At 44.4% G+C, this 15,119-nt stretch carries 14 protein-coding genes and 1 pseudogene; 7 read left to right on the top strand and 8 right to left on the bottom strand.

Annotation, left to right across the window (positions count from 1 at the left end; all coding sequences use genetic code 11):
* Positions 1-427: 427 nt before the first annotated feature.
* From O9323_RS01290 to O9323_RS01280, 3 genes are all read right to left on the bottom strand, one after another.
* Positions 428-1,624 (bottom strand): DNA double-strand break repair nuclease NurA, encoded by a 1,197-nt coding sequence (locus O9323_RS01290; RefSeq protein ID WP_149108011.1) that lies wholly within the window; start codon positions 1,622-1,624, stop codon positions 428-430.
* Positions 1,625-1,712: 88 nt separating this feature from the next.
* Positions 1,713-2,870: a HigA family addiction module antitoxin gene (locus O9323_RS01285; RefSeq protein WP_149108010.1), complete on the bottom strand. Its 1,158-nt coding sequence runs from the start codon at positions 2,868-2,870 to the stop codon at positions 1,713-1,715.
* 43 nt (positions 2,871-2,913) lie between these two features.
* Positions 2,914-3,198, bottom strand: coding sequence for a type II toxin-antitoxin system RelE/ParE family toxin (locus tag O9323_RS01280; RefSeq protein ID WP_002740273.1), 285 nt, complete (start codon positions 3,196-3,198; stop codon positions 2,914-2,916).
* A 424-nt stretch (positions 3,199-3,622) separates the two neighbouring features.
* Between O9323_RS01280 and rpsL the strand changes: the two genes are divergently transcribed.
* From rpsL to rpsJ, 5 genes are all read left to right on the top strand, one after another.
* Positions 3,623-4,006 carry a 30S ribosomal protein S12 gene (rpsL, locus tag O9323_RS01275; protein WP_002740176.1) on the top strand — a complete coding sequence of 128 codons (384 nt, stop codon included), beginning with the start codon at positions 3,623-3,625 and terminating at the stop codon, positions 4,004-4,006.
* 155 nt (positions 4,007-4,161) lie between these two features.
* A complete protein-coding gene (gene rpsG, locus O9323_RS01270; RefSeq protein ID WP_002739653.1) occupies positions 4,162-4,632 on the top strand; it encodes a 30S ribosomal protein S7 in 471 nt (156 codons plus the stop codon).
* A gap of 142 nt (positions 4,633-4,774) precedes the next feature.
* A complete protein-coding gene (gene fusA, locus O9323_RS01265) occupies positions 4,775-6,850 on the top strand; it encodes an elongation factor G (RefSeq protein ID WP_002750091.1) in 2,076 nt (691 codons plus the stop codon).
* A 153-nt stretch (positions 6,851-7,003) separates the two neighbouring features.
* Positions 7,004-8,233: an elongation factor Tu gene (gene tuf / locus O9323_RS01260; RefSeq protein WP_149108009.1), complete on the top strand. Its 1,230-nt coding sequence runs from the start codon at positions 7,004-7,006 to the stop codon at positions 8,231-8,233.
* A 90-nt stretch (positions 8,234-8,323) separates the two neighbouring features.
* A complete protein-coding gene (gene rpsJ / locus O9323_RS01255) occupies positions 8,324-8,641 on the top strand; it encodes a 30S ribosomal protein S10 (RefSeq protein WP_002740287.1) in 318 nt (105 codons plus the stop codon).
* Positions 8,642-8,786: 145 nt separating this feature from the next.
* On the opposite strand, the gene glyQ is transcribed toward rpsJ, so the two are convergent.
* The 3 genes from glyQ to fabI all read right to left on the bottom strand — a co-directional run bounded on the left by glyQ (position 8,787) and on the right by fabI (position 11,831).
* Positions 8,787-9,662, bottom strand: a complete 876-nt coding sequence (gene glyQ, locus O9323_RS01250) for a glycine--tRNA ligase subunit alpha (RefSeq protein ID WP_002750095.1) — start codon at positions 9,660-9,662, stop codon at positions 8,787-8,789.
* A gap of 175 nt (positions 9,663-9,837) precedes the next feature.
* Positions 9,838-10,761, bottom strand: coding sequence for a hypothetical protein (locus O9323_RS01245; protein WP_002750096.1), 924 nt, complete (start codon positions 10,759-10,761; stop codon positions 9,838-9,840).
* A gap of 293 nt (positions 10,762-11,054) precedes the next feature.
* Positions 11,055-11,831 (bottom strand): enoyl-ACP reductase FabI, encoded by a 777-nt coding sequence (gene fabI / locus O9323_RS01240; protein ID WP_002740281.1) that lies wholly within the window; start codon positions 11,829-11,831, stop codon positions 11,055-11,057.
* A 214-nt stretch (positions 11,832-12,045) separates the two neighbouring features.
* On the opposite strand from fabI, the gene ntcA reads away from it, so the two are divergent.
* On the top strand, positions 12,046-12,723 hold the full coding sequence (gene ntcA, locus O9323_RS01235; RefSeq protein WP_002750097.1) for a global nitrogen regulator NtcA: 678 nt from the start codon (positions 12,046-12,048) through the stop codon (positions 12,721-12,723).
* Between the two features lie 7 nt (positions 12,724-12,730).
* Positions 12,731-14,218, top strand: coding sequence for a DUF3084 domain-containing protein (locus O9323_RS01230; protein WP_288124573.1), 1,488 nt, complete (start codon positions 12,731-12,733; stop codon positions 14,216-14,218).
* Between the two features lie 13 nt (positions 14,219-14,231).
* Here the strand turns inward: O9323_RS01230 and O9323_RS01225 are convergent, their stop codons facing one another.
* On the bottom strand, positions 14,232-14,816 hold the full coding sequence (locus tag O9323_RS01225; protein ID WP_002750099.1) for a Uma2 family endonuclease: 585 nt from the start codon (positions 14,814-14,816) through the stop codon (positions 14,232-14,234).
* A gap of 79 nt (positions 14,817-14,895) precedes the next feature.
* Positions 14,896-14,976: pseudogene (locus tag O9323_RS22480) on the bottom strand (Uma2 family endonuclease); the annotation flags it as partial.
* Between the last annotated feature and the right edge of the window lie 143 nt (positions 14,977-15,119).

Here is a 15,119-nt window from a genome sequence, read left to right as displayed (position 1 = left end):
GTTATCAGTTATCAGTGACCACTCCCCCCGCAACGCGCACGAAGTGGTCTCCCATCTCCCCGCTCCCCTGCTCCCTGACTTGAAAATAGAAGCTGAAATAACGCAAATTCGTCAATCATACTAAATCCGTTGAGTATAAGCTACATATCAGGAGAGGCACTCCTGCAAGTGGAGTGACTGTTAGATTGTGACAGATGTATTAGCAGCTGCGTGTAAGCATCCCACCGAAAAACTAATGCGCGGGGGGTTTGGGGGCGGCGCCACGCCCCCAACGGGGGGTTTGGGGGGTAGAACCCCCCAAAGACTTGGATTGAGTGATCAAGTGGGAAGTAATACTAAATCCGTTGAGTATGGGCTACATATCAAGAGAGGCACTCACGCAATAACTGGATTTAGCATAACCACTCCCCACTCCCTGTCTCCTCAATTAAGCGATACTACTGCGTTTTCTCGCTTCCTTATAAGATGTTCCCACATCCTGTAAACCGACTTTAATCATCTGTTGTTCCAAAAGGGCAAAAAAACGCAAGCGATCGCCACCTTTAATCACAGCTAAATTGTGCGCTTCCGCTAAGGCGATCGGATAACCATAACCTTTTAACACCTGGGCCAGTAAAATACTCAAAGAGCGATCGAGTAATTCTCGCTCCTCCACCACCCAAGCAGGAACCTCTACCCTAGCGATTTCCGTCCCCACATGGAGATAACAGAAGTAAATGCGATGCTCATCCCCATAAAGATCGAGTATTTTCAAAGAACTGCGCCAAAAAGGACTTCTTTGCCCCGGTTCCAATAAATAACCCCAGAGAGAAGCATCCCGGAGAGGATCGACAACGCGACAAGGGGTTTTTTCTGGGTCTAAATCACCGCAATTGATCAAGCAATTGGGAGTATCATGGGGACAAGATTGTAAACGGAGGAAATTTAAGCTTTCCGTGCTACGAGAAGCACTAATATAACCCATAAGCGGGATTCTAGCTGATTTTAAATCGTCCCAAGACTGAAAAATCGGTGGCAAAATTAAATCTTTTGCTTCCGGGGGGAGACTATCGATAAACCAATAGATCAAAGAACCATCCACAAGGGCTAAATTTGGTTCATAATGGGCCCCAGGGGGTTTTACCCAACGGGTAGCCATTTCTGCTAACATTTGGCTTTCTAATACCGTGCGACGATAACTCATCCACTCATCCACGCGAATACCCCACTGTTTAGAAATGTAGAGGTCTTCTGATTTGTAATAGACTTCGGGAATGCTATCGAGGAGCGGGTGCAAATTTTGACCATAGTGCAACATAATCCTACCGATATTAATTAGATAACAGTAGGCGATTTCGTGGTGAGAAGGGGCAATTTGGGAACCATCCGTGGCAAAAACGCTATGACTTTCGGGAGCGGGAAGGATAGTAACGCGGGTGTCGAGAGGTTCGATCGGTAGTGCAACGGAGAAAATTAGGCGATCGTGCCAGTTATGATAGAGTTCTAGCAGTTTTTCCTGTTGCTGTTGAGCCTGTTCTAAAAGAATTTTAGCCCGTTGCACGCGCTCGCGACTAGCTGCCACTTCCTGTTGAAAATGTTGACTGATTCCTGGCATTTTTGCCGCTAATTTCGCAAGATCGAGCATAGCTATCCTCTCCCTGACTTTTTTTGATTTTATCGCAATTTTGTCAGTTATTGCCAAATTTATCCATAGTAATCTCCGCTTACAGCATTTATCTCAAGGGTGAGATAGGAAGTTTTCCTTTTGGGGAGTCGCTCGTCAATACCAAAAAGGAATCTTGCGTATTTAGACAATATTTGTCCTTGAGATCATTATAGTTTTGATAAGAAATAATTTGCTCATGTTGCATTCTACCAACAATAATACCAGGGTGTATTCCTAGTTGTTCGGCAAATTGATTAATAGCTTTTTTACTGAGAGAATTATTGGCGATAAATCTCTGCCAATCTCTGGGAGCAATTAAGAAATTAGCCGCAAAAACATCCGCCTCTTTTTCTTTAATTTTATCTCGAATATCTTGCCCCTCTAAAAATAAAGTTCGTTTCCCATGTAATAAAATATGACCAGCTTCATGAAAAAAAGAAAACCAAAAATGATCATTTGTTTTGTATCGATCGCTCAATTGAATTAAAGCTCTGTGAGAATCTAACCAACGGGTAGCACCGTGTACCCTTGTTTTCGGAAGTTCAGGAACAAAAACCAAGGCAACTCCCGCTGCCGCACAAAGCTCGATAATTTGCGGTTGAAATACCTCGATAGACTTAATAGTTAACGAACGAATTTGTCGCAAGGCATCTCTGAATTTCAACTCGTTGTAATCAGCACAATTAATTTTCGATGCTTCTATTTCTCCTTGACGCAACCATGCCGTTATTGCCCCTCGATCGCTATCAAATGCTTGAGACTTTCTAAAATCAATCGATAAATTTCTCCCCCAAATCTCCTCCCATTGCTCAGGGGAAACAACGGCAAAAAAATTCAAACTCTCCCGTAATTGCTCTATTTTATCCTCATCAAACTTGAGCCAGCCTAATTCAGTCATCTGGCGATAAGGAATTTGTTTTAACCAGCCTAAATAACCTTTTAATCTTTGATTCTCATTTTTTCTCGCTAAATATTCCCGATAAAGTCTTTCGCGCTCTATCCAGAAACTGGCGGGAGTTCCTAACACTAACTCTATCTGTAAGGCGGTATCGATAGTAATCTCCGCTTTACCTTTTATTATCTCATTGATAGTCTTTTTTGGTCTGCCCATGCGTTGGGCGAGTTCCGATTGAGACATATTTCTTTCTTCTAGGATTTCGGCAAGGGTTTCTCCCGGTGGAGAAATAAAATCCGGTGCATATCTGTTCTCAATAGTATTAGTCATGGGTGTCATCTATGCCAATAATTACGACTGCGGTTACTTTCTTCTAATCAATTCCCCCGTCTGCTTTTTGAGGAATCGGTATATTAGCCGGCTCAAAAATTAGTCTGAGAGGATGAACTAAATCTAGAGATAGTTGTCCAGCACGGTTATGTAACAATTCGTGGCAACGTCCCGGCAGCGATCGCATTTCCTCCAAGACAATAACTGCTTTTAAGTCGTCGAGTCTTTGCCTGATTTTCTTAGCCATCTTCTCTCCATACTGTTTTTTCAGTAGTCTTTGGCTATTGCATTCGTTCTCAAATTTTTTTTCCTTAAATACAATATCCATTGTAGATGACCCTTGTAATATTGTTAACCTCAAAGGTTAACAATATTTTATGGCAGCACACCTGGGTTGCATCCAGTACAAACGCTCTAAATATAGCGTTAAGAGCTAATAGTCTAGACACCAGTTCTGAAAATGAGGTTAGCTAGAGACAGTTTTTCAGATATTAGCCGATTAATCAGGTGATAATTATCGCTAAAATCGCACTATCAAGCCAAAACAACGAAGCTGTAATTTTATCGTCTAATAACGCCCGAATTGAGTGCCGCCGCTGCCCAAGAAAAAGACAATCTCTAACCTCCGAAACCAGAGAAAAGCACAATAAGCGACTTGACAACAACAGCGGCAATTTGCTATAATGGCCTTTTGTCAACGATTTGACCTTCGGTAACAAGGAGTTCAGAGTAACCTTAGATACAGCCCTATCATGCCCACCATTCAGCAATTAATACGCGACGAAAGATCCAAAGCGAAAAGAAAAACCAAATCTCCCGCCCTCAAACAATGCCCCCAACGTCGGGGAGTTTGTACAAGAGTATATACCACCACACCCAAAAAACCCAACTCAGCCCTACGGAAAGTGGCTAGGGTACGTTTAACCTCTGGATTTGAGGTGACAGCCTACATCCCGGGCATCGGTCATAACCTGCAAGAACACTCGGTCGTCCTCATTCGCGGCGGTCGGGTCAAAGATCTACCCGGAGTCAGATATCACATCATTCGCGGCACCCTTGATGCCACCGGGGTGAAAAACCGTCAAAAGGCGCGATCCAAGTACGGAACCAAACGCCCCAAACCCGCCGCTAAATAAACAGGAAATTGATTAACCAAAAAAATACTCCCACCGAGTCGGTCAAAGTTAACCCAAGAGACTGAAGACTCGCAGGAGAGGGTTTGAGATGGGCTGTAATCATCCGACTGTCAAGCAAAAGTTAAAGTTAACCTAGAAAATTCAGGAATATTCCGATGTCTCGCCGTAAAAACGTCAAAAAACGTCCTATTCCCCCCGATCCCGTTTACAATAGCTGTTTAGTCAGCATGACCATCCGCCGGATCATGCGATCGGGCAAAAAATCCTTGGCCGCTAACATCGTTTACGATGCCCTAAAAACCGTCGGCGAACGTACCGGTCAAGAACCCCTAGAAGTATTTGAAAAAGCCGTTAAAAACGCCACCCCCCTAGTGGAAGTGAAAGCCCGCCGGGTCGGTGGAGCCACCTATCAAGTGCCGATGGAAGTACGCACCAACCGTGGTAGTACATTGGCACTACGCTGGTTAGTCCATTATGCCAGAACCAGAGGCGGCAAAACCATGGCTGGTAAACTAGCTAACGAGATCATGGATGCGGCCAACGAAACCGGCGGCACGATCAAAAAACGGGAAGAAACCCACCGGATGGCGGAGGCAAACAAAGCCTTTGCCCACTATCGTTACTAAAAAGATACTTTAAAGATACTTTAAGGGCGGTGGACTACACCGCTGCCGCCAAAAAACTGTCAAGAAAAGTATAGAATTGTAAATAGTGTAAAAAATCCTAGAACAAAATCCCATCACTGGCAAGCAAAGCAAGGAGGTTGCTGTGGCACGGACTATCCCGCTAGAGAGAGTGCGAAACATCGGAATCGCCGCTCACATAGACGCGGGCAAAACAACGACAACAGAAAGAATCCTGTTCTATACGGGAGTCGCTCATAAACTGGGCGAAGTCCACGACGGAACGGCAATTACCGACTGGATGGAACAGGAACGGGAGCGAGGAATCACCATCACCGCCGCCGCCATCAGTACCAGTTGGCAAGATCATCGCATCAACATCATTGATACCCCTGGCCACGTCGATTTCACCATTGAAGTGGAACGTTCCATGCGGGTACTCGATGGCGTGGTGGCGGTTTTCTGCTCTGTTGGTGGTGTACAACCCCAATCGGAAACCGTCTGGAGACAAGCCGATCGGTACAAAGTACCCCGGATTGCCTTTATCAACAAAATGGACAGAACGGGAGCGAACTTCTTCAAAGTTTACGAACAATTAAGAGATCGCCTTAGAGCTAACGCCGTTCCCATCCAAATGCCGATCGGCGCAGAAAGCGAACTAAGCGGGATCGTTGATCTCGTCAAGATGCGCGCCTATATATATAAGGACGATCTAGGCAAAGACATAGAAGAAACCGACATTCCCGAAGACTTATTGAAAAAGGCCGAAGAATTCCACGTGCAGCTGGTGGAGGCTGTAGCGGAAGCCGATGAAGAACTCCTAGAAAAATATCTAGAAGGTGAAGAACTCACCGAAGCCGAAATCAAACGCGGTCTCAGAGAAGGGACGATTGCTGGTACAATTGTTCCCGTCCTCTGCGGCTCGGCTTTCAAAAACAAAGGGGTACAACTGCTCCTCGATGCCGTTGTCGATTATCTGCCCTCACCCTCGGAAGTAGCCGCCGTTAAAGGGATTCTTCCCGATGGCAGCGAGGCAATCCGGGAAGCCAAGGACGATGCGCCCTTCTCGGCCCTGGCCTTCAAAATCATGGCCGATCCCTTCGGTCGTTTAACCTTCCTGCGGGTCTATTCCGGTGTACTAGCTAAAGGCAGCTACGCCTACAACTCCACCAAAGGAACCAAAGAACGGATCGCTCGCCTGATCGTCCTCAAATCCAACGAACGGATCGAAGTGGATGAACTGCGCGCCGGTGATCTAGGAGCGGCGATCGGACTGAAAAACACCATTACCGGGGATACCCTCTGTGATGAGAAGAACCCAGTTATCCTAGAATCCCTCTTTATCCCCGAACCGGTTATCTCCGTAGCGGTGGAACCGAAAACCAAACAGGACATCGAGAAACTCAGCAAAGCTCTGCAAGCTCTCTCCGATGAAGATCCCACCTTCCGGGTCAAAGTTGATCCCGAAACCAATCAAACGGTAATCGCTGGGATGGGAGAACTGCACCTGGAAATCCTCGTCGATCGAATGCTCCGGGAATACAAAGTGGAAGCGACGGTGGGCGCTCCCCAGGTGGCCTATCGGGAAACTGTGCGGAAACCCGTGCGCGCTGAGGGTAAATTTATCCGTCAAAGTGGCGGTAAAGGGCAGTACGGCCACGTCGTCATCGAACTCGAACCGGGTGAACCGGGGTCAGGCTTTGTCTTCGTCTCCAAAATTGTCGGTGGTGCTATCCCCAAAGAATACATCAGTCCGTCAGAACAAGGGATGAAAGAAGCTTGCGAATCGGGGATCGTCGCGGGTTATCCCGTCATCGACCTGAAAGCAACCCTGGTAGATGGTTCTTTCCACGATGTGGACTCCTCCGAGATGGCCTTTAAGATTGCCGGTTCCATGGCGATCAAAGAAGCGGTGATGAAAGCTACCCCCGTTCTCCTAGAACCGATGATGAAGGTCGAGGTGGAAGTACCCGAAGACTTCATCGGTAACGTCATCGGTGATCTTAACTCCCGTCGGGGACAAATCGAAGGTCAAGAAACCGAGACCGGCATCGCCAAAGTCTCCGCTAAAGTTCCCTTAGCGGAAATGTTTGGTTACGCCACTGATATTCGCTCCAAAACCCAAGGACGGGGCATCTTCACCATGGAATTTAGCCATTACGAAGAAGTCCCCCGCAACGTGGCTGAGGCGATTATCACCAAAAGTAAAGGGAACGGTTAATCAGTTGCCAGTGACCAGTGAGCAGTGGGGATAAACCGATCATTTAAATTCGATCGGTCAACCCTAATAACTGCTAACTTAAAACTGATCTCCAGTAACTGATTACTGTTCACCCACCTGAAGAAGAAAAAAAAACAAAGGAACAGAAAGTAAATGGCACGCGCTAAATTTGAACGGACGAAACCCCACGTTAACATCGGTACGATCGGTCACGTTGACCACGGCAAAACTACCCTCACCGCCGCTATCACTATGACCCTAGCGGCTCTGGGTAATGCCCAAGCTAAAAAATACGATGAAATCGATGCCGCTCCCGAAGAAAAAGCTCGCGGGATCACCATCAACACCGCTCACGTTGAGTACGAAACCGCCAGTCGCCACTATGCACACGTGGACTGCCCCGGCCACGCCGACTATGTAAAAAACATGATCACCGGTGCGGCACAGATGGACGGTGGTATTCTCGTGGTCTCGGCCGCCGATGGCCCGATGCCCCAAACCCGGGAACATATCCTGCTGGCTCGTCAGGTGGGTGTACCTAACCTCGTGGTCTTCCTCAACAAAAAAGATATGGTGGACGATGAGGAATTACTGGAACTGGTGGAACTGGAAGTGCGCGAACTTCTCACCAGTTACGACTTTGCTGGCGACGATATCCCCATTATTGCCGGTTCTGCGAAAGAAGCCCTCAACTACATGACCGAAAACCCCAAGGCCCAAAAAGGCGAAAACGAGTGGGTAGATGCGATTTATGAATTAATGGACGCGGTAGATAGCTATATCCCCACCCCTGAACGGGATATCGATAAACCCTTCCTGATGGCGGTAGAAGACGTATTCTCGATTACTGGTCGGGGGACGGTGGCTACTGGTCGGATCGAACGCGGTATTGTGAAAGTGGGTGATAACGTGGAATTGGTCGGGATCAGAGAAACTCGCCCCACCACCGTCACCGGGATCGAAATGTTCAAGAAAAGTCTCGACCAAGGGATGGCCGGTGACAACGCTGGTATCCTCCTGCGTGGTATCCAAAAAACCGACATCGAGCGCGGCATGGTGATCGCTAAACCGGGTACGATCAAACCCCACACCCAGTTTGAAGGGGAGGTGTATGTGTTAACTCAAGCAGAGGGTGGTCGTCACACTCCTTTCTTTAAAGAATATCGTCCTCAGTTCTATGTACGCACAACCGACGTAACTGGCACTATCAAAGACTACACCGCCGATGATGGCAGCACTGTAGAAATGGTCATGCCGGGAGACCGGATCAAAATGACCGTGGAACTGATCAACCCGATCGCTATTGAACAGGGTATGCGCTTCGCTATTCGCGAAGGTGGTCGCACCATCGGTTCCGGCGTTATCTCGAAAATTATCAAGTAGGCTAATCTACTAATTAACGGGGCAGTGAATTTAAAAGCTGCTCCGTTACTGTCTTTATTTTGTACCTTGACAATTGCAATAGGTGAAATTATGGCTACGCTACAACAACAGAAAATTCGCATTCGTTTGAAAGCTTTTGACCAGCGCTTACTCGATACTTCCTGTGAGAAGATTGTCGATACTGCCAATAGAACTAACGCCACAGCGATCGGACCGATTCCCCTACCGACAAAAAGAAAGATTTATTGTGTCCTGCGTTCCCCTCACGTTGACAAGGACTCCCGTGAACATTTTGAAACCCGCACCCATCGCCGCATTATTGATATTTACCAACCCTCTTCTAAGACAATCGATGCCTTGATGAAATTAGATTTACCCGCAGGGGTTGATATTGAAGTTAAATTGTAAAAAATGCCAAAAAGATGTTATCGCTAACATCTTTTTTTCTTCCCCACTATCCCATAACTTTTAAACAGGATTTTTGATAAAAGGAAGTTATTAAAAGAAGGGCAGTACAATTGGTAGGGGTGCATCACCAAAGATGCCCAGATCGCTAGACCTTTTGTAGGGGAAAACCTAAAGCTTCTCGTTGCTGTAAATACAATTGAGCAACCTGTCGAGCTAAATTGCGAATTCTGCCGATATAACGGGTTCTTTCAGCTACAGCAATCACACCTCTAGCATCGAGTAAATTAAAAGTATGGGAACATTTGAGAACATAATCTAGACTGGGAATCACCAGAGAGCGATCGATTAATTGTTTAGCTTCCTGTTCATATAAACTGAATAAACTAAATAATAACTCAGGATTAGAAGCCTCAAAATTGTAGGTACATTGTTCGATTTCATTTTGTAGAAAAATGTCACCGTAGAGGATATTTTCATTCCATTGAATTTTATTAATTGCCTCCACATCTTGCAGATACATGGCTAATCTTTCTAAACCGTAGGTAATTTCGATCGCCACGGGACGACAATCGATACCCCCACACTGTTGAAAGTAGGTAAACTGGGTGATTTCCATACCATCTAACCACACTTCCCAACCCACACCCCAGGCGCCGAGGGTGGGAGATTCCCAGTTATCTTCCACGAAGCGAATATCGTGATCTTCTGGGTTAATTCCTAACACCCTCAGGGAGTCTAAATAGATATCCTGAATATTATCGGGAGAGGGTTTAATTAGGACTTGATATTGATAGTAATGCTGAAAACGATTGGGATTTTCGCCATAACGGCCATCCGTAGGACGACGACAGGGTTCCACATAGGCAACGGACCAAGGTTCCGGACCAATTGCCCTTAAAAAAGTGTGGGGACTCATGGTTCCTGCACCTTTTTCGGTATCATAGGGTTGAGCAACTAAACAACCGCGATCAGCCCAAAATTCATTTAATTTAGCGATAACAGCTTGGAAAGTTAGAGACATGGGAAAAAGTAAAAAAGCAGATTAGGGGTTGAGGAAGTGGGAATTATAAATTATAAATTATCAATTATAAATTATGAATTATAAATTATAAATTGGGAAGTGGGGAAGTGGGGAGCTTTTCAGTGATCAGTAAACTGATAACTGATAACTGATAACTGATAACTGACGGTTAAATTCATTGACTTACTTTTAACTGTAAGCGAAAGTGGACGGGGGTAGAAGACTGGGGGAGAATAACTAATTCATAAAATCCCTCTTCGGGTAATTGACCAGACCATTGCCGATCGCTAGACTTATCTAAAAGGGTAATATTACCCGTGGGAGAGTAGAAAGATAGTAAAACTTCGCCTTCCGCCTCTAAATTTAAGTTTAACCGATCACTGGAACGCAATTTTATTGCATAGGCTTTTCCTTGTCCCTCGCTGAGAATTGCCTCGATAACTTCCTCCCCCCCCGCGTCTAAACTTTCGATCGCTTGGTAGGATAGGCCAGACTGTAAAGATTGTAACTGATTCCAGGCCAAACCACTCCATAGTTGACCCAGGCTTGTATCAAAACTTGGTCTTTCTGTCAATTCGGGAAATAGCTGAAAAAAGGCAGTATCAGTGAGTAAATTAAAGACTATACCGCTTAAGCGTAATTGATTCACTTGTTCTCGCCATTTTTCTCGCTGTTGCTCGTTGTAGCTACCTAATGCTTCTCTAGTGCCAGAATCGAGACGTTCTAAGCGATCGAGTATTTCTGCTCCTAGAATGTCTCTTTGTTCCTGTTTCTGTTTTTCCTCTTTGATATCCCCATAGCGGAGGTTAAACAATTCATTGACGAGATTTTTAAAAAACTGACTATCAATTCCCAACTCTAGACGACGCTTTCTCATCTCAGTTTTCCGTTGCCATGCCGTATCTGTGGCAGAATTAAAATTATTTTCCTCCGTGGCAAAAACTGGTTTAACGGTTTCGTGTTGATTGCTGTGTTTAACCCACTGTTTCCCAATTAACCAGCCTATTGCCGCCGATAATAACATCAAGAGGCAAAAAATAGCGATTCTGCCAGAACAGCCGAGAAAAACGGGCGATTTATTCCGATAATTGGCGGCCATTGTCTTCTTAGACGATTTAGGGTTTTGGTCTGTAAAGATGAGATTAACACAAATAATAGGCTAAGACGCATTTTAATCGCCTATCCTGAGATTCGCCGAATCTTCCCCAATCCCTTCACCAATGCAAAAATGAAAAGCATCATTGAGAAATTGTTTGAAAATAGGGAATAAATTGTGAAAAAATTAAATGAACCTTCAGACCGATCACAATTAACCCCAAAGAAGTCAAAAATCCCCCTTCAGAACCCCGTGACACTAATAACTAATAACTAATAACTAATAACTGAATAAAACTACATTCCCATAATTTCGTAACCGGAATCTACATAAATAATCTGACCGGTAATACCACTAGAAAGATCACTGGCTAAAAAAGCGGCCGTATTTCCTACCTCAATTTGTGTCACGGTGCGATGTAAAGGAGCGATTTCTTCCACATGATGGATCATATCAAGAATTCCCCCCACGGCCGAAGATGCTAAGGTGCGAATTGGACCGGCAGAAATACCATTAACTCGGATCTTTTGGCCACCTAATTCCGCAGCTAAATAGCGAACACTCATTTCTAAACCGGCTTTTGCCACCCCCATTAAATTATAGTTAGGAATTACCTTGACACCGCCGAGATAGGTAAGAGTGATAATACTTCCCCCTTCCGTCATCAAGGGTTTAGCCGATCGCGCTAGACGGGTTAGGGAAAAAGTGCTAATATCTAGGGATTTAGTGAAAGCTTCCCGGGGGATGGCGGTAAAATCGCCCGTTAAACCCTCTTTATCGGCAAAAGCGAGACAGTGAATCAAAATATCCAGTTTACCCCATTTTTCCGCCACTGTAGCGAAAGTATCTTCTACCTGTTGGTCATTTTGGACATCGCAGGGGACATAAAAAGCGGGATTAAGTTCATCGGCCAATTCTCGCACTTTTTTCTCAAAACGGCCTTTTTCGTCGGGGAGATAGGTGACACCGATATTTGCACCAGCTTGATGGAGTTGTTGAGCAATTCCCCAAGCGATCGAGCGATTATTGGCAATTCCTGTCACTAGGGCGTTTTTTCCCGTTAAATCTAACATAGTTCTCGTTTCTCTTACAAAAATCTCCCCAATAGCCGACCCCAGCGAGATTCGGTATAATAGGGATACAGATAACGGGGCAGCAATGATCACCCCTCCCCCATTGTCTGGCAAAAAGCGCCCAAAACTTTTCCCAGTTTAGCGAGCGGTTGTGTTTAATAGAGGTGACACTCGTTGGATAATAAAAACAATTTTCCCCTTTTTTGGATGTGAGATGGACTTATCATTAATACAAGATAAACCCCTAGCAGATGTGTTCCGTCGAATCGGCAGCGGCAATTTCCCCCCGGTGGTGGAGTTGTTCGAGCGTGGCAAAACGATCTTTTTCCCGGGAGATCCCGCCGAAAGAGTCTATTTTTTGCTGAAAGGAGCCGTTAAGTTATCGCGAGTCTATGAAGCGGGAGAGGAAATTACCGTGGCTCTACTGCGGGAAAATAGCGTCTTTGGTGTGCTATCCTTACTGACTGGTCAGCGATCGGATCGTTTTTATCATGCCGTGGCTTTTACTCCGGTAGAATTACTCTCGGCCCCGATCGAGCAGGTAGAAAGATCCCTCCGCAATAATCCCGATTTATCAATGTTGATGCTGCAGGGTTTGTCCTCGCGGATTCTGCAAACGGAAATGATGATCGAAACCTTAGCTCACCGGGATATGGGTTCACGTTTGGTCAGTTTTTTATTAATTCTCTGTCGTGATTTTGGGGTTCCCACCACCGATGGCATCCGGGTGGATCTAAAATTGTCTCACCAAGCGATCGCAGAAGCGATCGGTTCTACCCGCGTCACTGTCACCCGTTTATTGGGAGAGCTGCGGGATCAAGAAATGGTCTCAATTTACAAGAAGAAAATTACCGTCCATAATCCCGTCGCTCTCAGTCAACAATTTACCTAAATTCTGGATGACTAGCGCTTATATTTTAGTTTTGGCCATCGTGGTTTTAGGTGGTCTGATAGCGGCGATTGGCGATCGCATAGGGAGCCGTATCGGTAAGAAAAGGATGCGTTTATTTAATCTGCGTCCGAAACAAACCGCAACTTTGATGACGATTGTAACGGGAATTTTGATCGCCGGTTCCACTTTAATTGTCTTATTTGCTTCTAGTAAATCCCTGCGTCAAGGGGTTTTTGAACTGGATCGCCTATTAAATGAACGTCGTGCCGCTATTAAGGATTTAGAAAGACAGGTAAGAAAAACCACCGAACAAAAAAATCGAGTGGAAAAGGCTTTAAAAACGGCTAAAAGTGAACAGATAGCTGTGCAGAAACGTCTAGAGGTTCTTAATAAAAATTATCAAGCTTCTCGTCAACGTTTGCGATTAGTTTCGGGACAGTTGGAAAAGTTTCGCAAGGAAGTGGCTAATTTAAATAATGAACGAGTTATTTTAACTAATCAAAAGGCAGAGTTAATCAGTCAACGGGATCAATTGTCCCAACAAAAATCAATTCTTTCTAGTCAGATCAATCAACTACAAACCACCCTTCAAGTTAGAGATAAAGAGTTAGCTAATCAACAAAAATTATTAACAACCAGACAAGCGCGACTTCAACAGTTGGAAACTCAACAAAAAACCCTACAGCTAGAAATTGATCGCCGGGATCAACGTATTGGAGAACTCGATCGATCGATTGTGGATAAAAATTTTGCTTTGGAACAGCGCGAGGGAAAATTAAAAGATTTAGAAACCCAAATGGCTTTTCTTAAGCGGGAAGTGGAAGTTTTAGAACAATACTATCAAACCTATCAAGAATTGCGGGAAAAACAAATCGCTATTTTCCGGGGACAGGTGTTATCTTTTGGAGCTTTTCGTATTGTCGATCCCCAAGCTATTGTCGCTGTTATTGATAAGTTATTGCGGGAAGCGAATATAAATGCTATCCGTGCCACCCAACCGAATCAGCCTAATTTTGACCAGCGTTTAGTTAAGATCACAAAAGCACAGGTAGAACAGTTAAGTCAACAATTACAGGACGGTAAAGAATATGTGGTGAGAATCCTTTCCGCAGGTAATTATGTCTTAGGAGAAAGCGAGATTCGTGTCTTTGCTGATGTGGTTCCCAATCAAAGAGTTTTTGAGGAGAAACAGGTGATCGCTACCGTTTCTATTGATCCCCAAAATATGACAGAAGAAGACCTACAAAAGCGATTAGATTTACTCTTAGCTTCGGCTCAATTTCGCGCTAGAAGTGCGGGAGTTTTAGGGTCAATTCAAGTGGAAGATGGTTTATTAACTACGGTAGTTAACTTTATTGGTCAAGTGAAAAAGTCGGGTAATTCTATCGAGACACTTGAGGCAGTTGCTGCTAGTAAAACTAATACATCTGGACCTTTAACTTTGCGTTTAGTAGCGGTAAAAGATGGTAAAATTGTTTTTAGTACGTCTTCTTAAAAGATAGCTAAAGTTAGGATTTGAGATTAAAATCAACTCCTTCGTAAATATCGACAAGATTTAAGCTAATTCCTAAAGAATCTAGGGATATAATTCCCCTTGCTGGGGTGTATTCTTGCAGTAACCAATTATTTTCCGAGGTTTTGCTATAGGATTCTATTAGTATCTCCTCTTGACTGACGAGAAGATATTGGTTTAATTGGGGTATAGAACGATAATAACGAAATTTATCACCCCGATCATAACCGGAGGTGGAAGGAGATAAAACTTCGATAATTACACAGGGATTTAAAATTTCATCGTTGCGATTATCACTAAATAATGGTTCCCCAGCAATGATCATTAAATCTGGGTATAAACCGCGATTATACTGGGGTATCCATAGTCGTAAATCACTGGGAAAGACTTCATAAATAGTTTTCCTTAAAGCATTGTCTAACAAGCGAATTAAATTGCGTACCAGTCGATTATGATTGATGCTTCCCCCTGTCATCTCGATAATTTCCCCGTCGTGATATTCCTGTTTAGTTTCCGCTCTAGTTTCTAAATTACGATATTCTTCTAAGCTGAGGGTTTTGGTAGGAGATCGAGTTAGCATTTTCTCTGTCACAGAATTTTTAATCCTCCCGATTATAACCTAGATCACAGAAAAAAGGTTATCATTCATCAATTATTCTTCAATTAAAATCAACTCCTTCGTAAATATCGGCAAGATTTAAGCTAATTCCTAAAGAATCTAGGGATATAATTCCCCTTGCTTGGGGACTTCCAAAAAATAAACTATTCATTCTCAAGAATAATAATCATTCTCGGAGTGTGGGAGGTAGGGATCGATGGTTGCCCCCTCCTTCCAATTTTGTAGTAGAATTAATCCTGTACATTATTAATCAAGTTTTTCTTT

The organism is Microcystis sp. LE19-131.1A (genome assembly GCF_027532015.1).
GTDB classification, from domain to species: domain Bacteria; phylum Cyanobacteriota; class Cyanobacteriia; order Cyanobacteriales; family Microcystaceae; genus Microcystis; species Microcystis ichthyoblabe_A.
This window is presented reverse-complemented; position numbering and strand designations above follow the sequence as displayed.